The following is an 18269-nucleotide window of genomic DNA, read 5'->3' on the forward strand; positions in this document are numbered from 1 at the left end:
CGGTCGACGGACGGGTCGGGAGCAGCACGACGGGGGTGAACGCATGATCGTCACGGACGGAGGGCTCGACGCCGCCGTGGCCGCGGCGGCCCGCGGCGATCGCAACGCCATGGCCGTCGTGCTCGAGACCGTGCGACCCGTCGTCGTCCGCTACTGCCGTGCGCGCGTGGGCGCCGGAGACCGCGGTCAGATGTCCGCGGACGACGTCGCCCAGGAGGTCTGCATCGCCGTCATGACGGCGCTGCCCCGCTACGAGGATCAGGGCCGGCCGTTCATGGCGTTCGTCTACGGAATCGCCTCCCACAAGGTCGCCGACGCCCACCGCAGTTCGGCCCGTAACAAATCCGAACCCATGGCCGATGTTCCGGATGTCATGTCCACCGAGGAAGGCCCCGAGCAACGGGCGCTGGACTCGGAGGCAGGACGCCGCATGACCGAGCTGCTCTCGACGCTGCCGGAGAAACACCGCGAGATCCTGGTGCTTCGGCTGGTGGTCGGGCTGTCGGCGGAGGAGACGGCTGCCGCGGTGGGAAGCACCGCCGGCGCCGTCCGTGTGGCGCAACACCGGGCATTGGCGAAGCTGAAGACGGCTGTAGTGGGAGCAGGTGACAAGTATGGCCCGTGACACGGGGCGCGGCGCGGACCGCGACCGGTCGCTCGACGACGACGAGGACACCCCCGTCGATCTGATGGCCGTGCGTCGAGACGACGCCCTCATCGAGGCGATCGCGGGCCACGGTCCCGTCGCCACGGCGGACGCGGACGAGTATCGACTGGCCGCGCTGCTGGCCGAGTGGCGCGAGGACATCGTCTCCACCCCCATGCCCGCCGGCCCGTCGCTCGACGAGGTGCAGGCCGCCATGGACCGCGAGCGGGACGGCGCGGCCGATCGTGGTCGCGCCCGGAGCCGCCTGCGCATGCTCCGACCCGTGGTCGGTGCGGCCGCGGCGGTGGCCTTCCTCGCCGGCGGTGTGTCCGCGGTGTCCTTCGGGGCCGAGCCGGGCGACCCGCTGTGGAAGGTCAAGGAAGTGGTCTTCACGCAGGAAGCGGAGTCCACGGCGGCACGGGTCGACACGACGTCGGCACTGCAGAACGTCGAGACCGCGCTCGCGCGCGGCGACGCCGACCAGGCTCGTACCCTGCTGGCCGAGGCCGCCACGCGGACCCCGGCCGTCCGGGACGAGCAGCAGCGCGCCGAACTCCTGGGGTGGTGGACGCGGCTGAACCAGCAACTGTCGACGCTGACGCCTCCGGTGTTCCCGGCTCCGCCCGCGCCGACGGTCACGCCGGACGTTCCGGCGCCGGAGGCCCCGCAGCTGCCCCAAGACTTGTCGCCTCTGCCGTCCGACGTCGTGATTCCGTCGGCGATCCCGAGCCTGCCGCCGGCGCTGCCGCTGCCGTCGAACTTCCCGACTCTGCCGATCCCCGTTCCCACGGCGCTGCCGGGACTGCCCGTACCCACCACCACGACCGAACTGCCGGACATCCTCCGCCTGCCGGTGCTACCGAGCACCGCGCCGGCGCCCACGGCCGCACCGGACGCCGGCGAGCAGACGCCGAACTAGGGTCACCCCCGTACGACGAACGCCCACCGACCTCGCGGTCGGTGGGCGTTCGTCGTCGAGTGGTCGTTCGTGGTCGTTCGTGGTTTCGGGGGTCGGGTCAGGCGTCGAAGCCGTCGCCGTGCAGCGCGTCGTTCATCGACGCGTCGGCGTATCCCCGGCAGTAGTCCCAGGTGACGTAGGCGTCGGGAATGGGATCGTAGGCCGGCTCGTGGGGACGGACGGTGCCGTCGACCAGCAGTTGCAGCAGGTTCGCGCGCAGCATGTCCCAGTCGTGGAAGTGGTCCTGCTGGCAGTCCTCGCAGCAGACGACCAGTCCGCGGACACCGCGGTGGGAGAGCAGTGCCTCGTAGACCGCGAGATCGGCGAGATCCTCCTCCACCGCCAGGCGCTCCTGGGGGTCGAGGGGCTGTCCGGGCTCGATCGCGTCGAGTGCCGCCGAGGGGTCGGCGGGATCACCGGCGAACGGGTCTGGTGGAAGACCGGGAGGCAATTGATCGCGCACGTCGACCACGGTACGCAGCGAGGGCCGGTCCGCGCCACCGCTACGGACCGATGCTGGTCGTTCCGTGACTCGGGGGTGCGGATACGATCGGGACCGGCCGGAACGGTCGTGGACGGCAGAGTCCGCACCGTCGCCGTGGGCGCCTCGCGTCGTCCCGCCGGTCCGCACGTCGTCACTCCAGGAGGGCCCGCTGACATGACCACACCCGACCTCACGAGCACGGTCACGTCCGATGCCGCGGCGACCGAGCCCGTGGCTCCGCGTGTCCGGACCGGTGGCGACGACCCGAACAAGGTGGCGATGCTCGGACTGACGTTCGACGACGTCCTGCTGATCCCGGCGGCGTCCGACCTCATTCCCAGCAAGGTCGACACGTCCAGCCAGCTCACTCGCGACATCCGGTTGCGTGTGCCGCTCGTGTCGAGCGCGATGGACACCGTCACCGAGGCGCGCATGGCCATCGCCATGGCCCGCGCCGGGGGCATGGGCGTCCTGCACCGCAATCTGTCGGCGCAGGATCAGGCCGCGCAGGTCGAGGTGGTCAAGCGGTCCGAGGCCGGCATGGTCACCGATCCGGTCACGTGCTCGCCGACCGACACGCTTGCCGAGGTGGACGCGCTCTGCGCCAAGTTCCGCATCTCGGGACTGCCCGTCACCGACGAACGCGGTGAGCTCGTCGGCATCATCACCAACCGCGACATGCGGTTCGAGGTCGATCAGAACCGCAGCGTCGCCGAGGTCATGACCAAGGCCCCGCTGGTGACGGCGCGCGAGGGTGTGACCGCGGACGCCGCGCTGGGTCTGCTCCGGCGCCACAAGATCGAGAAGCTGCCCATCGTGGACGGCAAGGGCATGCTGACCGGCCTCATCACCGTCAAGGACTTCGTCAAGACCGAGCAGCACCCGCTGGCGACGAAGGACCGCGACGGCCGCCTGCTCGTCGGTGCCGCCGTGGGTGTCGGGGACGATTCCTGGTCCCGCGCCATGCTGCTGGCCGACGCGGGCGTCGACGTGCTGGTGGTCGACACCGCCCACGGCCACAACTCGCAGGTGCTGCAGATGGTGAGCAAGGTCAAGGCCGAGGTGGGGGACCGGGTGCAGGTGGTCGGCGGCAACATCGCCACCCGCGCCGGCGCCCGTGCGCTGGTCGAGGCCGGCGCGGACGCGGTCAAGGTGGGCGTCGGTCCCGGCTCGATCTGCACGACGCGTGTCGTCGCCGGTGTCGGCGCGCCGCAGATCACGGCGATCCTCGAGGCCGTCGCGGTGTGCAAGCCCGCCGGCGTCCCGGTGATCGCGGACGGCGGTCTGCAGTTCTCCGGCGACATCGCCAAGGCGCTCGCCGCCGGTGCGTCGACCGCGATGCTGGGATCGCTGCTCGCGGGCACCGCCGAGTCGCCGGGCGAATTGATCCTGGTGGGCGGCAAGCAGTTCAAGAGCTACCGCGGCATGGGTTCGCTCGGCGCGATGCAGGGCCGCGGCGCCGCCAAGTCCTTCTCCAAGGACCGCTACTTCCAGGACGACGTGCTGGCCGAGGACAAGCTGGTCCCGGAGGGCATCGAGGGTCGCGTGCCGTTCCGCGGGCCCCTCTCGCAGGTCATCCACCAGCTGACCGGCGGTCTCCGCGCCGCGATGGGTTACACCGGATCGACGTCGGTCGAGCACCTGCAGGAAGCGCAGTTCGTGCAAATCACCTCGGCGGGTCTGAAGGAGAGCCACCCGCACGACATCACCATGACCGTCGAGGCACCCAACTACACCGCTCGCTGACCTCGGCTGCACCCGGTCACCGGGCACGACACCCCCCCTAAGCAAGTTCGACGAAAGAAGGCACGCGCGTGCGCGACCTGGTGGAGATCGGCATGGGCCGCACGGCCCGTCGCACCTACGAACTCGAGGACGTCGACATCGTCCCGTCGCGGCGGACGCGCTCGTCGAAGGACGTCTCGACGGCCTGGCAGCTCGACGCGTACCGGTTCGACATTCCGGTGGTCGCCCACCCGACGGACGCGCTGGTCTCACCGTCGTTCGCGATCGAACTCGGCAAGCGGGGTGGCCTCGGCGTCGTCAACGGCGAGGGCCTGTGGGCGCGTCACGCGGACGTCGACGCGGTCATCGAGCGGCTCACCGACATCGCCTCCCGTGAGGTCGACGCCGACGCCGCGGTGGCGTTCCTGCAGGAACTGCACGCCGCGCCCCTGCAGCCGGATCTGCTCGCCGCTGCCGTCGCGACGGTGCGCGAGGCTGGAGTGACGGTCGCCGTCCGGGTCAGCCCGCAGAACGCCCTCGCGCTCACCCCGGGCCTCGTCGCCGCGGGTGTCGATCTGCTGGTGGTGCAGGGCACCATCATCTCGGCCGAGCACGTCTCCGCCGGCGGCGAGGAGCCGCTGAACCTGAAGACCTTCATCGCCGAGCTCGACGTGCCCGTCGTCGCGGGCGGTGTCAGCGATCACCGCACCGCGCTGCACCTCATGCGGACCGGTGCCGCAGGCGTGATCGTCGGCTACGGCTCGACCGAGGGTGCGACCACCACCGGTGAGGTCCTCGGCATCGGCGTGCCCATGGCCACGGCCATCGCCGACGCGGCCGCCGCGCGTCGGGACTACCTGGACGAGACCGGTGGCCGGTACGTCCACGTGCTCGCCGACGGCGACATCACGACGTCGGGCCACGTGGCCAAGGCCATCGCCTGCGGCGCCGACGCCGTCGTGCTCGGCGCTCCGCTCGCCGTGGCCGAGGAGGCCCCCGGCCGCGGGTGGTACTGGCCGTCCGCCGCCGCGCACCCGTCCATGCCGCGGGGGGCGCTGCTCGAGGCCGCGTTCGGCGAGGACCGGCCCAGCCTCGACCGGGTGCTGTTCGGCCCGTCGACGGATCCGTTCGGCTCGCTCGACCTGGTGGGCGGACTGCGCCGGTCCATGGCCAAGTCGGGCTACTCCGATCTCAAGGAGTTCCAGAAGGTGGGCCTGAACATCCGCGGCTGAGTGCCGCGGAACCCCGCCGGTTTCTGTCACCGGCGTTCACACCTACGCTAGGATCAGTGGTGTTTCTCACCGATCCCGGCGAAAGGTGCCCGCATGCGTGGCCAGTCGACCCCCACACGTGATTACGACGTCCTGATCGTCGGATCCGGCTTCGGCGGCAGCGTGACCGCACTGCGGCTCGTGGAGAAGGGCTACCGGGTCGGCGTGCTCGAGGCGGGTCGGCGGTTCGAGGACCACGAGTTCGCGGAGACCAGCTGGGATCTGAAGAAGTTCCTCTGGGCCCCGGCCCTCGGGTGCTTCGGCATCCAGCGCGTCCACCTGCTGCGGGACTGCCTGATCCTCGCGGGTGCCGGTGTCGGCGGCGGGTCGCTCAACTACGCCAACACGCTCTATCAGCCGCCGCGGTCGTTCTTCCAGGACCAGCAGTGGGCGCACATCACCGACTGGCACGACGAGCTCACCCCGTTCTACGAGCAGGCGCAGAAGATGCTCGGCGTGGTGCAGAACCCGCACATGACCCCGGCCGACGAGGTCATGAAGTCGGTGGCCGAGGACATGGGCGTGGGGGAGACGTTCATCCAGACCCCGGTCGGCGTGTTCTTCGGCGACGAGCCCGGCAAGACCGTTCCGGACCCCTATTTCGGAGGGGTGGGCCCGGATCGGCGCGGCTGCATCGAGTGCGGCGAGTGCATGACCGGCTGCCGTCACAACGCGAAGAACACGCTGCTCAAGAACTACCTCGGCCTGGCCGAGCGCGGCGGCGCCGAGGTGATTCCGATGACCACGGTCACCGATCTCGCCCCGCAGTCCGACGGCTCGTGGGTGGTCTCGACCCGTCGCACCGGCGCCCGCGTGCGCAAGGACCGCACGAAGTACACCGCACGGCACGTCGTGCTGGCCGCCGGCACGTGGGGCACGCAGCAGTTGCTGCACGCGCACAAGGACTCCGGCGCCCTGCCGAAGCTCTCGCCCACGGTGGGTCGGCTGACGCGGACCAATTCCGAGTCCATCGTCGGCGCGGGCAAACTGACCCACGATCCCTCGGTGGACCTCACGCGCGGCGTGGCCATCACGTCGTCGTTCCACCCGACGTCCGACACGCACATCGAGCCGTGCCGCTACGGCAAGGGCTCCAACGCGATGGGTTTGCTGCAGACGCTGATGACCGACGGCGGCGGACGCACCCCGCGCTGGGCGAAGTTCCTCGGCGAGGTGGGCCGCAACCCGCGCCGGTTCGTGCGCATGATGAACACCCGGCACTGGAGCGAGCGCACCATCATCGCCCTGGTCATGCAGAACCTCGACAACTCGATCACCACCTACACCAAGCGCGGGCCGTTCGGTCGCCGCGTCACCAGCAAGCAGGGCCACGGCCAGCCCAACCCCACTTGGATTCCGGCGGGCAACGAGGCCACCCGCCGCATCGCCGAGAAGATCGACGGCGTCGCCGGGGGCACCTGGGGCGAGGTTTTCAACATCCCGCTCACCGCCCACTTCCTGGGCGGGGCCGTGATCTCCGAGGACGCGACGGACGGGGTCATCGACCCGTACCACCGCGTGCACGGCTACCCCACGCTGAGCATCGTCGACGGCTCGTCGGTGTCGGCGAACCTCGGGGTGAACCCGTCGCTGACCATCTCGGCGCAGGCGGAGCGGGCGGCGTCGCTGTGGCCGAACAAGGGCGAGGAGGACCTGCGCCCCGCCCAGGGCGAGGCGTACCGCCGGCTGCAGCCGATCGCCCCGCACAGCCCCGTGGTGCCCGAGCACGCGCCCGCCGCATTGCGGCTGCCCATCGTCGCGATCACGAGCGGGTCGGCCGCCCCGGCGGCCCCGTCGCGCGAGTCGCGGGTTCCGAGCAGCACCGGCGCGGCGTGAGCGCGGCGGCGCTCTCTAGACTGACCGCGTGAGCGAGACGGACGAGACACGTCAGACGGAAGCGGTCGCCGCGGCCACCGGGAATGCCAACCCGGTGCTGGTGATCGACTTCGGTGCCCAGTACGCGCAGCTGATCGCCCGTCGCGTCCGCGAGGCCAGGGTCTTCTCGGAGGTGGTGCCCCATACCGCGTCCGTCGCGGAGATCGCGGCGAAGTCGCCGTCGGCCATCGTCCTCTCGGGTGGCCCGTCCAGCGTGTACGCCGAGGGCGCGCCGCAGTTGGACCCGGCGATCTTCGACCTCGACGTGCCCGTGTTCGGCATCTGCTACGGCTTCCAGGCCATGGCCGGTGCGCTCGGCGGCACCGTCAGCCATACCGGCACGCGGGAGTACGGTCGCACCGATCTCACGGTCTCCGGCGGTACCTTGCACGACGGTCTCCCCGGCACGCAGCCGGTGTGGATGAGCCATGGCGACGCGGTCACCGCGGCGCCCGAGGGTTTCGAGGTGGTGGCCACCAGCGCCGGCGCACCGGTCGCCGCGTTCGAGAACCGCGCCCGCCGACTCGCGGGCGTTCAGTACCACCCGGAGGTCCTGCACTCCCCCCACGGACAGCAGGTTCTCTCACGCTTCCTGCACGACATCGCCGGCATCGCGCCCGCCTGGACGGCCGCCAACATCGCCGACGCGCTGGTCGAGCAGGTCCGCGAGCAGGTCGGGGACGGGCGCGCGATCTGCGGGCTGTCCGGCGGTGTGGACTCGGCCGTCGCCGCCGCGCTGGTGCAGCGTGCCATCGGTGACCGACTGACCTGCGTCTTCGTCGACCACGGTCTGCTGCGGGCGGGGGAGCGCGAGCAGGTGCAGCAGGATTTCGTGGCGGCGACGGGTGCACGCCTGGTGACCGTCGACGCCGTCGAGACGTTCCTACGCGAGTTGGACGGGGTCTCCGATCCCGAGACCAAGCGCAAGATCATCGGCCGCGAGTTCATCCGGTCCTTCGAGGGCGCCGTGTCCGCCGAGCTCGGCGACAGCGCCGCGCACGGGGAGAGCATCGACTTCCTCGTCCAGGGCACCCTGTACCCCGACGTCGTGGAGTCCGGCGGCGGGACGGGCACGGCCAACATCAAGAGCCACCACAACGTCGGCGGTCTCCCCGAGGACCTGCAGTTCTCCCTGGTGGAGCCGCTGCGGCTGCTGTTCAAGGACGAGGTACGCGCCGTCGGCCGCGAGCTGGGGCTGCCGGAGGAGATCGTCGCTCGCCAGCCGTTCCCCGGTCCCGGCCTCGCGATCCGCATCATCGGAGCGGTCACCCCGGACCGGCTGGAGACCCTGCGTCACGCCGATGCGATCGCCCGCGAGGAGCTCACCACCGCCGGACTCGATGCGCAGATCTGGCAGTGTCCGGTGGTGCTGCTCGCGGACGTGCGCAGTGTCGGCGTCCAGGGTGACGGCCGGACCTACGGCCACCCGATCGTGCTGCGTCCGGTCTCGAGCGAGGACGCGATGACGGCCGACTGGACGCGCCTGCCCTACGACGTGCTCGAGAGAATCTCCACGCGCATCACCAACGAGGTCCGCGAGGTCAATCGCGTGGTACTCGACGTGACCAGCAAGCCCCCGGGCACCATCGAGTGGGAGTGAATCTCGCGTCCTCGGGCCGGGTCACCGCTCACTGAAACCACGGCGTCGGGTCGACTCCGGCCAGGACGACGGCCGCGAGGGCCGTCGTCGCCACGCCGGAGACCAGCAGGACGAGCGACGGACCGCGCCGACGGTCGCCGGTTGCGTCGGTCGCGTCTCGGGTCGCGTCTGCGTCGATGCGGGGCGTGTACTCATCCACGGGTGACCTCCACGTTGCCGAGGGTGGTGGTCGCGTCGAGGGTGAGCACCGGGGCGTCGGGCCCGCTGGTTCCGTCGACGCGCGCACCGGGGCTGCCGATGCAGTCCATGTTGCCGACGTTCGAGTTGCAGGTCACCACCACGTTCATCGACGACGGCACGGTGACCTCGGCGTTGCCCACCGTGGTGTCGACAGTGATCCGGCGATCCTCGGTCAACTCGAGTCCGCGCAGGTCGAGTTCGACGTTGCCCATGGACGTCGAGTAGGAGTCGGCCAAAGCCGTCATGGTCGTCGGCGCCGCCGTCACGTTGCCCATCCGCGGGGCGCCGGCGTCGACGCCGACCAGGGCGGACACGACGACGAATCCGGCGAGCGGACCGGCGACCACGAGCAGTCCGTAGCCGCGTCGTCGGAACGCGCCGACCACGAGTCCCAGTCCGATCACGGCCAGGGCGACGGCGCCGACGGTGGTCGCGGAGACCCACGAGCTGCCGAACACCGCGCCGAGCGCCACGGTGACCGCGGAGGCCACGACGGCGATCGCGATGGTGGCGGACGTCAGGTGCGACGAGCGCGGCGCGGTCGGCAGCGGCGCGATGGCGCGACGGGGCTCGGGCAGATCCCACGCGAAGGGTGCGACGCCCAGCGGGTCCCAGGCGGGCGGCGCGGCCGGTGCGGACGCGGTACCGTTACCGCCCTCCTTGCTCAGCGAGACCGCGGCGTCTCCGGTGGCGGCCGCCGGCTGCGGGTCGGGAACGTAGCGCTCGGGAAGCCGGGTGTAGGGCGACCAGTGCTGGGGTGCCGGATGCGACCACTGCTGATGCGGCAGAGGCGTTCCCGGTCCGGGCGGAGTCACCGACCACGGCGTCGTCCCGGCGATCCCCGGCAGGGCAGGTGGTTCGGGAGTGCGCCGGTGCAGCAGGTACCAGCCGCCGAGCATGGCGACCGTCGAGACCAGGCCCGATCCGGCGCCGATCGGGCCGGTGCTGACCAGAGCGATCGCGAGCACCACCGCGAGCACGACGGCGGTGGTCTGCGACTCCGAGCTGCGTCCGCGTCCGAGCAGCGACTCCGCGGCGGACGTGGTCTCGCCCGCTCGGGGGAACGTCAGCCACGCGGCGAGGTACAGCACGAGCCCGGACCCGCCGAAGAGAGTGGAGACGACGAACGCGACGCGCACCAGCACCGGATCGACCCGGTACCGGTGTGCGACACCCGCGGCGACACCGGCGCCGGGCCCGGCATCGGGAAGCCGGGACGGTCGGGTTCGCCAGATCTCGGACAGCTGCGTGGACGCGGTGGACGTGGTCATGGCATTCATCCTGCTGATCGCCGGCCGTCGGCACATCGGGGCGAACCCTGAATTCGCCACCACGCGTCGGCGGCCACGACATGGGGGTGAACCCCGATACCGTTCCGCCCCCCGTCGTGTCAGGATCGAGGGCGTGTCCACGCTGCCCGCCGTCGAGTCCGCGCCGTCGGCGACCCGTGTGCCGACGGGGTCGGCGCGCCCGGACACGGCGCCGCCGGAGCTGCGGCGCCGTGCCGGTGGCCGGGTCGTCGCCGGGGTCGCCGGCGGACTCGCCGATCACCTGTCGGTGGACGTCGGCCGCGTGCGGATCGCCTTCGCGGTGTTGTGCGCCATGGCCGGCGCCGGCATCGTCGCCTACGCCCTGTTGTGGGTGTTCACCTCCGCGGGCGACGACACCGCGAAACCCACCGGCCGAGAACGCCGTCGAGCGTGGGGACTCGCCGGACTCGGCATCCTCGGTGCGTTGGTGCTGGGATCCGGCCCCATCGGGCTGTCCTCGGCCGTCGTCGTCCCGGTGGTCGTCGTCGCGGTCGGCGCGACGGTGGTGTGGCGCGAACTCGATTCCGCCGGAACGCGATCGGCGTCGCCGCGGGGACAGCGCACCACGGTCCTCGGCTGGGCGCGCATCGTCGCCGGCGCGACGCTCGTCGTGGTCGGGCTCTGTGTCGTCGTCCTCTCCCGCGCCGACATGGCGGCGCTGCAGTCGTCGTTCGTCGCCGTGGCCGTCACGGTCGTGGGTATCGTGCTGCTGACCGTGCCGCTGTGGATGCGGCTCTGGCGCGCGCTCGCCGACGAGCGGGCGGCCCGCATCCGCACCGAGGAGCGCGAGGACATCGCCTCGCACCTGCACGATTCGGTGCTGCAGACCTTGGCCCTGATCCAGAAGCAGTCGCACGACTCGGCCGAGGTCGTGCGCCTGGCCCGCAGCCAGGAACGCGAGCTGCGCAAGTGGCTCTTCGGCGGCGGCCGGGACGATCACGCGAGCCTGGTGCGCGCGCTGACCACGATCGCCGGGGAGGTCGAGGACCACTACGGCATCACGGTCGATCCGGTGACCGTCGGAGACGTGGCGCTCGACGACGCGCCCGATTCCGGTGGGCTCGGTCGGGAGGCGGCGACCGCCGTGCTCGGGGCGACCCGCGAGGCGTTGGTCAACGCGGCCAAGCACGCCGGCGTGGCCTCCGTGGACCTCTACGCCGAGGTGACCCCCGAGTCCGTCGAGGTCTATGTTCGCGATCGCGGATGCGGATTCGATCCGGCCGCGGTGGCCCCCGACCGGCAGGGGCTCGCGAAGAGCGTGCGCGGGCGCATCGAACGTCGGGGCGGCACGGTGCAGGTGCGCTCGAATCCCGGCCGCGGCACCGAGATCGGCATCGTCGTTCCCCGCGAGCCCGGCCACGGCGAGAAGGCCGACCACCACCGCGACGGTCGCGGCGACCGAGAGGACCGATCCGCGTGACCGACCCGGACACCAGCACCTTCTCCGTCTTCCTGGTCGACGATCACGCGGTGTTCCGCTCCGGTGTCCGCGCCGAACTCGGCCGGGTCGACGACATCACCGTGGTGGGTGAGGCGGGCGGCGTCGCGGACGCGGTGCGCGGTATCGCCGCGACGAAGCCGGACGTCGTCCTGCTCGACGTCCACATGCCCGACGGCGGCGGCGTCGCGGTCCTCCAGGCGATCGACGACGGTCCCGTCTGCCTCGCGCTGTCGGTGTCCGACGCCGCCGAGGACGTCATCGCCGTCATCCGGGCGGGGGCGCGCGGCTACGTGACCAAGTCGATCTCGGGGGCGGATCTGGCGGACGCCGTCCGCCGCGTCGCGGGCGGCGACGCCGTGTTCGGACCGCGACTGGCGGGGTTCGTCCTCGACTCCTTCACCGGCCGGTCCGCGACTCCGGAACCGGCGCTGGACCCCGAATTGGACTCGCTGACGCCGCGCGAACTCGAGGTGCTGCGCCTGCTCGCGCGCGGCTACACCTACCGGGAGATCGCCGAGACACTGTTCATCTCCGTCAAGACCGTCGAGACCCACGCGTCCAACGTGCTGCGGAAGACGCAGCAGTCCAACCGCAACGCCCTGACCCGGTGGGCCCACCGCCGTCGGATCGAATGAGACGACTGCGCCCGGTCGCGACCGTCCTCGGCGCGCTCGGCCTGCTGGCCGGTGCGGTCGCCGTCGTGACGGCCCGGGTGGACGTTCCCCGGTTCGTCGTCGTGGGACCGGCGTCGTTCGCCCCGATCCTGTTGTGCTGCACCGTTCTCGGCATGCTGCTGTGCCTCGCGGTGCGGCGCTGGTGGATCGCGGGGGCCTCCGCGTCGGTGCTGGCGATCGCCGGGACGGTCGTGGTGCCGCTGTACGTCGCCGACGCCGCACCGTCGGCCGGCACACCGATCACCCTCATGCAGGCCAATGTGATGCTGGGGGAGGCGGATCCGGCGGCGCTGGTGGCGTCCGTGCGGGATCGCGGTGTCGACATCCTGACGGCGCAGGAACTCACCCCGGAGTTCGTCGACGCCCTCGACGACGCGGGAATGAGCGACGTCCTGCCCTACCGGTTCGCCATGCCCTACCCCGGCGGGGCGGGAGCGGGGATCTACAGCCGCGTCCCGGTGACCGACGGCCGGGAACTGGACGGGTATCTGCTCTCGAGCGTCACCGCACGCGTGGACCTCGGCACCGGACCGGTCCGCGTCTACGCCGTGCATCCCGTGCCGCCGTATCCGACGCCGACGCCCGTCTGGGCGCAGGAGATGGCGATGCTGCGCGACGAACTGCGCACGGCCGCAGACTCTCCCGAGCCGGTGATCGTGGGCGGCGACTTCAACGCCACCCACGCCCACGCACGGTTCCGGGCGCTCCTGACCGACGGCTGGTCCGACGTCGGCGACGCCGTGGGGGCGGGCATCGTCCCGACCTATCCCACCGACAAGAGCTACCCACCCCTGGTGGGAATCGACCACGTCCTGGTGCGGGGTGTCGGCGCGACGTCCTCGACGGCCGTCGACATCGCGGGGTCCGACCACCGGGGTCTGGTGGTGGAGTTGGCGCTCCGATAGGTGCCCGGTCGGGCTCGGGCGAAGGTCAGAGCACCAGCACCAGCACGAGCACGAGGATCAGCACCAGGACGCCCGCGCCGACACCGAGCCACAGCACCAGGTTCTCCGGCGGCCCCGACCGGCGGGTCGCGGGCTCGAAGGGCGGCGGAGCGTAGGTGGGCGGGAGCGTCTCGCGGTCCCCGATCGCCCCGTCTGCACTCGGCCGCGGCACGCGGTCCAACGGCACGGCGGTGGGGGCGGCCGGCAGGCCCGTCATGGTGCGGCCGTGGATGCGCTCGGCGCGACGGGTGGACGTCGGGACGCGGGCGCCGCGGGACGCCCAGAACGGAACCTGACCGTCCTGCGCGCGCAGCGGCGTGTTCAGCACCGCACCGGCACTGCCGTTCTTGCCGACGGCGAGGCGCACGAAGCGGTCGCGCACCTCGGCCATCGACGGACGACGGGACGGGTCCGGCTCGAGCATGTGCAGCAGGGTGGCCGTCATGGGCCCGCTGCGCCGCGGCGGGGTGATCCGGCCGCCGGCGACTCGGTGCAGCAGGGCGATCGAGTCGGCGTCGATGCCGAACGGCGGTTGTCCCTCGGTGGCGGTGTACAGGGTGGCGCCGAGAGAGAAGACGTCGCTGGCCTCGGTGGGGTCCGCGCCGCGTGCGACCTCGGGGGCGAAGTACGCCGGGGTGCCGGTGATGACGGCGCTGTTCTCCTCGTGCGTGTCGGTCTTGGCGCGGGAGATGCCGAAGTCGCTGATCTTGACCATGCCGAGGGCGCCGCCGCGGTCGGCCACGAGGATGTTGCCGGGCTTGATGTCGCGGTGCAGGATGCCGGCGGCGTGTGCGGCGGTGAGGGCGTCGGCGATCTGGGCGCCGATCTGGATCACCTCGAACGGCGGCAGCGTCTCGGTGATGTTGAGGGCCATGGCGAGGCTGCGGGCGGGCAGGTACTCCATGATCAGCCACGGCTCGCCGCTGTCGATCGCGACGTCGTGCATCGCGATGGCGTGGGGGTTGTTCAGTTGCGCCGCCATGCGCCCCTCGCGGAGAGCGCGGTCGCGCACCTCGCGGGCCGCGTCCGGGGGGAGGTCGACGGTGGAGGTCGCCTGCTTGACCGCCACTTTGCGGCTGAGCAGGGTGTCGCTCGCGAGCCAGACGGCGCCCATGCCGCCGCCGCCGATCTTGCTGTCGAGGCGGTATCGACCCGCCAGGAGATAGTCGGGTCCGACGGCCGGGCGAGAGCGGCGAGCGGGGGTCGCGGCGTCGCCGGGAGGCTGGGGATCCGTCACGGCGTCGAGGTTATCCGACCGCGCCCGCCGGTCCCGGTCGAGCCGCTCGACCAGGCGTTTTCCGGTCACCTTGACGTTCGAACACCCGGCGGCTTTACTGGAGTCGTTCGAAAACGTGTTCGAATATCTCGGTTCCCCCGAGTCCCGATCCGGGGAGTGAGTATGCCTGTTTCGGTCGATCTGGACGGTCTCGACGGTCTGTCGCGCAGCGAGCGGATCGAGGTGCTGCGGCGCCGCATCAGCGGTGCGACCGGCCCCGCTGCCGGTTCCCCTGCTGCCGGGTCCGCCGCCACGGCTCCGGCCCTGGAGTCCGTTCCCACCGAGGCGACCCGCCCCGCCCGGCCGGTGCTTCCGGTGCCGAGCGCGTTGTCGGCGTTGCTGCCGGAGGGCGGACTGGCCCGCGGATCGGTGGTGGCGCTCTCCGGGGCCGGGTCGCTGCTCACCGGCATCCTGGCGTCCGTCACCGCGTCCGGGCGGCACGCGGCGGTGATCGGGATGCCGCGGCTCGGCCTGCTCGCGGCGGCGGAGATGGGTGCCGAGCTGCATCGGCTGGCGTTGGTGCCGAATCCCGGGGCGGATCCGGTGGAGGTGGCGGCCGTGCTGCTCGACGGCATCGATCTGGTGGTGCTGGGCCTCGGCGGGTCCACCGTGCCGCCGTCGCGCGCACGGGCGGTGGTGGCGCGCGCCCGCACCAAGGGCGCCACGCTCGTCGTCACCGACGGCCGGTGGGACGGGGCGGAACTCACCCTGTCGGCGCACGTCGACGGGTACGACGGTCCCGGGTCCGGTGATCGCCGCGGTCGAGGCCGGGTGCGGGCGGTCCGGTTGGGCGTCGAGGTCCAGGGGAAGGCGATGCGGCCGCGCACGGGCCGTCTGGTGGTCGCGTCGGCCGGGGAGGGCGTCGAGTGGTCGACCGCGCGGGAGAGCGGTCCGATGCTGACGGCCTTGCCGTGACGGGCCCGGAGAATCGACGCGGGTCGAACGCGCGCCGCAACCGGGTGCTCGCCGTGTGGTGTCCCGACTGGCCGGCCGTGGCCGCGGCGGCCGCGGCGGACGTCCCCGCGTCCGCGCCGGTGGCCGTGGTGTCGGCGAATCGGGTGGTCGCCTGCTCGGCGACGGCCCGCGCGGCCGGGGTCCGGCGCGGCGGGACGCGTCGGGAGTCCCAGGCGCGGTGCCCGGAACTGCATGTGGCACGGGCGGATCCGGATCGCGATGCGCGTACGTTCGAGCCGGTCGCGGCCGCGGTGGACGAACTGATTCCGGGAATCGAGGTGTTGCGTCCGGGTCTGCTGCTGCTGTCGGCACGCGGCGCGGCGCGGTACTTCGGGGCGGAGGAGAACGCGGCCGAACGACTGGTCGACGCGGTCGCCGCGGTCGGCGTGGAATGTCAGGTGGGCATCGCCGACGAGGTCTCGACGGCGGTGATCGCCGCCCGGCACGGGGCGATCGTGCCCGCGGGTGGCGGCGCCGGGTTCCTCGCACCGCTGCCGGTGGCGGAATTGTCGGCCGAGCCGTCCCTCGCGGCGCCGGACCGGGTGGACCTGGTGGACCTGTTGATCCGTCTGGGGCTGCGCACGATCGGGGACTTCGGGACGCTCTCGCCGGTCGACGTGGCGTCGCGGTTCGGGACCGATGCGGTGGCGGCGCACCGCAGCGCCCGTGGGGAACCGGAACGTCCGCCGTCGGCTCGGGTGCTGCCGCCGGATCTCGACGTCGAGCACCACTGCGATCCACCGCTGGACCGGGTGGACGCCGCCGCGTTCGCCGGTCGTGCGTTGGCGGAGAAACTGCACGTCGCGTTGTCCGCGGCGGCGGTGGCCTGCACGCGGCTGCTGGTGCAGGCCCGAACGGCCAACGGCGAGCACCTCTCCCGCACGTGGCGGTGCGCCGAGCCGCTCACGCCGGAGGGCACCGCGGATCGGGTGCGCTGGCAACTCGACGGCTGGCTCACCGGACGCAGCGAGAACAAGCCGACGGCCGGGGTGGTGCTGCTCCGCCTCGAACCGGTCGAGGTGGTCACCGCCGGAGCGTTGCAGCTCGGTCTGTGGGGCGGGGTCGGCGACGAGGACGAGCGTGCACGACGCGCGTTGGTGCGCGTGCAGGGTCTGCTCGGTGGGGACGCGGTGCAGGTGGGGGTGCTCAGCGGCGGCCGCGGTCCGACGGAGCGGGTGACGATGGTGCCGTGGGGCGACGAGCCGGTTCCCGACGCCGATCCCGCCGCGCCCTGGCCCGGTCGCATGCCGTCGCCGTCGCCCACCGCCCTCACCACCACTCGCCCGGAGATCACGGTGGTGGGCGCGTCGGGGGAGCCGGTCGGGGTGACCGAGCGGGGGATGTTCGATCGGGACCCGGCGGTGCTGACGTGGGGGTCGAGCACGTGGTCGCTGCACGGGTGGGCGGGCCCGTGGTGCGTCGACGAACGGTGGTGGGATCCGGGTGCGGTGTCCACGGCACGACAGGTGGCGCGGGCGCAGATGGTGCTCGAGGACGCGCGCGCGGTGCTGGTGCTCCACGACGGAGGACGATGGTTCGTGGAGGGCATCTACGAATGAGCGACAGCAGTATCGACACCGGCTCCGGCCGCGCCCGCGACCGACTGCACGAGGCCACCGTCCTGCACGCGGACCTGGACTCGTTCTACGCGTCGGTGGAACAGCGGGACGACCCGTCGTTGCGTGGTCGGCCGGTGATCGTCGGCGGTGGCGTCGTCCTGGCCGCGAGCTACGAGGCCAAGGCGTACGGGGTCAAGACCGCGATGGGGGGTCGGCAGGCCCGCGCCCTCTGTCCGCAGGCGGTGGTGGTGCCCCCGCGGATGCACGCCTATGCGCAGGCCAGCAAGGACGTCTTCGAGGTGTTCGAGAACGTCACCCCGCTGGTGGAGGGCATCTCCATCGATGAGGCGTTCCTCGACGTGACCGGCCTGGCGCGACTGTCCGGATCGCCGGCCGACATCGCGGCGGACCTGCGCCGCACCGTCGCCGAGGACGTCGGGCTCCCGATCACCGTGGGGGTGGCGCGGACCAAGTTCCTGGCCAAGATCGCCAGTGCCGTCGCCAAGCCGGACGGGTTGCTCGTGGTCGATCCGGCCCGCGAACTCGAGTTCCTGCACCCGTTGCCGGTGGAACGCATGTGGGGCGTCGGCAAGGTCACCGCCCGCAAGCTGCACGCGCAGGGTATCCGCACCATCGGCGAGCTCGCCGCGGAGCGGGAGGGCGCGCTGGCCGCAGTGCTCGGATCCGCCGCCGGTCGGCATCTCCATGCTTTGTCGAACGGCGTCGACGCCCGGAGGGTCACCACCGGTCGCAGTCGTCGGTCGGTCGGCGCGCAGCACGCTCTGGGACGGCGACACAAGGATCCCGCGGAGATCGACGCCGCCCTCACCGCGCTGGTGGACCGCGTCACCTACCGGATGCGCAAGGGCCACCGCGCCGGTCGGACGGTGACCCTGCGTCTGCGGTTCGACGACTTCACCCGCGCCACTCGCTCGACCACCCTCGGCCGCGCCACCGCCGACACCCACGTCGTGCTCACCGCCGCGCGATCGCTGCTCGAGGCGGCGATGTCGACCATCACCATGCAGGGCCTCACGCTGGTGGGGGTGGCCGTCTCGAACCTCGAGGACGGTGCGGCGATGCAGCTGGAGTTGCCCTACGACACGCCCCCCGACGACCAGGAGCACGGCCACGAGCCCAGCCGGGAGCACGGCCACGGGTACGTCGACCGGGCTGCCCTCGACGCCGCGCTCGACGGCGTCCACCGGCGGTTCGGCTCCGCCGCCGTCACCCGCGGTGTGCTCCTCGGTCGCCAGGAGCTGCCCTCGGTGCCGCTGCTCGGCGACTGAGACGGCATCGGTCCCCGGGTACA

16 protein-coding genes are annotated in these 18269 nt (G+C 72.1%); 12 read left to right on the plus strand and 4 right to left on the minus strand.

What is annotated here, in order from left to right:
* The first annotated feature begins 43 nt into the window (after positions 1-43).
* Positions 44-625 (plus strand): sigma-70 family RNA polymerase sigma factor, encoded by a 582-nt coding sequence (locus HQ603_RS03155; protein WP_222682862.1) that lies wholly within the window; start codon positions 44-46, stop codon positions 623-625.
* Positions 615-1565, plus strand: coding sequence for an anti-sigma-D factor RsdA (locus HQ603_RS03160; protein ID WP_222682863.1), 951 nt, complete (start codon positions 615-617; stop codon positions 1563-1565). The genes HQ603_RS03155 and HQ603_RS03160 overlap by 11 nt, the downstream gene beginning before the upstream one ends.
* A 97-nt stretch (positions 1566-1662) precedes the next feature.
* Here HQ603_RS03160 and HQ603_RS03165 read toward each other — a convergent pair whose 3' ends face one another.
* Positions 1663-2067, minus strand: coding sequence for a DUF5319 domain-containing protein (locus HQ603_RS03165; protein ID WP_222682864.1), 405 nt, complete (start codon positions 2065-2067; stop codon positions 1663-1665).
* 300 nt (positions 2068-2367) lie between these two features.
* On the opposite strand from HQ603_RS03165, the gene guaB reads away from it, so the two are divergent.
* The 4 genes from guaB to guaA all read left to right on the plus strand — a co-directional run bounded on the left by guaB (position 2368) and on the right by guaA (position 8559).
* On the plus strand, positions 2368-3834 hold the full coding sequence (gene guaB / locus HQ603_RS03170) for an IMP dehydrogenase (protein ID WP_222683244.1): 1467 nt from the start codon (positions 2368-2370) through the stop codon (positions 3832-3834).
* 68 nt (positions 3835-3902) lie between these two features.
* Positions 3903-5045: a GuaB3 family IMP dehydrogenase-related protein gene (locus tag HQ603_RS03175; RefSeq protein ID WP_222682865.1), complete on the plus strand. Its 1143-nt coding sequence runs from the start codon at positions 3903-3905 to the stop codon at positions 5043-5045.
* 93 nt (positions 5046-5138) lie between these two features.
* Positions 5139-6920: an FAD-dependent oxidoreductase gene (locus tag HQ603_RS03180; protein ID WP_222682866.1), complete on the plus strand. Its 1782-nt coding sequence runs from the start codon at positions 5139-5141 to the stop codon at positions 6918-6920.
* A 94-nt stretch (positions 6921-7014) separates the two neighbouring features.
* Positions 7015-8559 carry a glutamine-hydrolyzing GMP synthase gene (guaA, locus tag HQ603_RS03185; RefSeq protein WP_308126359.1) on the plus strand — a complete coding sequence of 515 codons (1545 nt, stop codon included), beginning with the start codon at positions 7015-7017 and terminating at the stop codon, positions 8557-8559.
* A 28-nt stretch (positions 8560-8587) separates the two neighbouring features.
* Here guaA and HQ603_RS03190 read toward each other — a convergent pair whose 3' ends face one another.
* Together HQ603_RS03190 and HQ603_RS03195 are read right to left on the minus strand one after the other, a co-directional pair.
* On the minus strand, positions 8588-8758 hold the full coding sequence (locus HQ603_RS03190) for a hypothetical protein (protein WP_222682868.1): 171 nt from the start codon (positions 8756-8758) through the stop codon (positions 8588-8590).
* Complete coding sequence (locus tag HQ603_RS03195) at positions 8751-10070, minus strand: PspC domain-containing protein (protein ID WP_261773200.1); 1320 nt, start codon at positions 10068-10070, stop codon at positions 8751-8753. The genes HQ603_RS03190 and HQ603_RS03195 overlap by 8 nt, the downstream gene beginning before the upstream one ends.
* A gap of 178 nt (positions 10071-10248) precedes the next feature.
* Between HQ603_RS03195 and HQ603_RS03200 the strand changes: the two genes are divergently transcribed.
* From HQ603_RS03200 to HQ603_RS03210, 3 genes are read left to right on the plus strand one after another with little or no spacing between them, the layout of a single operon-like run.
* Complete coding sequence (locus HQ603_RS03200; RefSeq protein ID WP_308126360.1) at positions 10249-11529, plus strand: ATP-binding protein; 1281 nt, start codon at positions 10249-10251, stop codon at positions 11527-11529.
* Positions 11526-12185, plus strand: a complete 660-nt coding sequence (locus HQ603_RS03205; protein WP_222682871.1) for a response regulator — start codon at positions 11526-11528, stop codon at positions 12183-12185. The genes HQ603_RS03200 and HQ603_RS03205 overlap by 4 nt, the downstream gene beginning before the upstream one ends.
* Positions 12182-13129: an endonuclease/exonuclease/phosphatase family protein gene (locus HQ603_RS03210; protein ID WP_222682872.1), complete on the plus strand. Its 948-nt coding sequence runs from the start codon at positions 12182-12184 to the stop codon at positions 13127-13129. The genes HQ603_RS03205 and HQ603_RS03210 overlap by 4 nt, the downstream gene beginning before the upstream one ends.
* 25 nt (positions 13130-13154) lie before the next feature.
* Here HQ603_RS03210 and HQ603_RS03215 read toward each other — a convergent pair whose 3' ends face one another.
* Positions 13155-14405, minus strand: a complete 1251-nt coding sequence (locus HQ603_RS03215; protein ID WP_308126337.1) for a serine/threonine-protein kinase — start codon at positions 14403-14405, stop codon at positions 13155-13157.
* Between the two features lie 162 nt (positions 14406-14567).
* Between HQ603_RS03215 and HQ603_RS03220 the strand changes: the two genes are divergently transcribed.
* Genes HQ603_RS03220 through dinB form a run of 3 tightly spaced genes read left to right on the plus strand, consistent with a single transcriptional unit; the run spans position 14568 to position 18246 of the window.
* A complete protein-coding gene (locus tag HQ603_RS03220; RefSeq protein ID WP_222682873.1) occupies positions 14568-15359 on the plus strand; it encodes a hypothetical protein in 792 nt (263 codons plus the stop codon).
* A complete protein-coding gene (locus HQ603_RS03225) occupies positions 15356-16957 on the plus strand; it encodes a DNA polymerase Y family protein (RefSeq protein ID WP_308126338.1) in 1602 nt (533 codons plus the stop codon). The genes HQ603_RS03220 and HQ603_RS03225 overlap by 4 nt, the downstream gene beginning before the upstream one ends.
* Positions 16954-18246 (plus strand): DNA polymerase IV, encoded by a 1293-nt coding sequence (dinB, locus tag HQ603_RS03230; protein WP_222682874.1) that lies wholly within the window; start codon positions 16954-16956, stop codon positions 18244-18246. The genes HQ603_RS03225 and dinB overlap by 4 nt, the downstream gene beginning before the upstream one ends.
* The last annotated feature ends 23 nt before the right edge of the window (positions 18247-18269 follow it).

The organism is Rhodococcoides corynebacterioides (assembly GCF_019834675.1).
Classification (GTDB): Bacteria; Actinomycetota; Actinomycetes; order Mycobacteriales; family Mycobacteriaceae; genus Rhodococcoides; species Rhodococcoides corynebacterioides_A.

Bases quoted from the DNA above. Each gene is read 5' to 3' on its own strand.
- HQ603_RS03155 (WP_222682862.1), top strand. From the start codon at position 44: ATGATCGTCACGGACGGAGGGCTCGACGCCGCCGTGGCCGCGGCGGCC.
- HQ603_RS03160 (WP_222682863.1), top strand. From the start codon at position 615: ATGGCCCGTGACACGGGGCGCGGCGCGGACCGCGACCGGTCGCTCGAC.
- guaB (WP_222683244.1), top strand. From the start codon at position 2,368: ATGCTCGGACTGACGTTCGACGACGTCCTGCTGATCCCGGCGGCGTCC.
- HQ603_RS03180 (WP_222682866.1), top strand. From the start codon at position 5,139: ATGCGTGGCCAGTCGACCCCCACACGTGATTACGACGTCCTGATCGTC.
- HQ603_RS03195 (WP_261773200.1), bottom strand. From the start codon at position 10,070: ATGACCACGTCCACCGCGTCCACGCAGCTGTCCGAGATCTGGCGAACC.
- HQ603_RS03210 (WP_222682872.1), top strand. From the start codon at position 12,182: ATGAGACGACTGCGCCCGGTCGCGACCGTCCTCGGCGCGCTCGGCCTG.
- HQ603_RS03220 (WP_222682873.1), top strand. From the start codon at position 14,568: ATGCCTGTTTCGGTCGATCTGGACGGTCTCGACGGTCTGTCGCGCAGC.
- dinB (WP_222682874.1), top strand. From the start codon at position 16,954: ATGAGCGACAGCAGTATCGACACCGGCTCCGGCCGCGCCCGCGACCGA.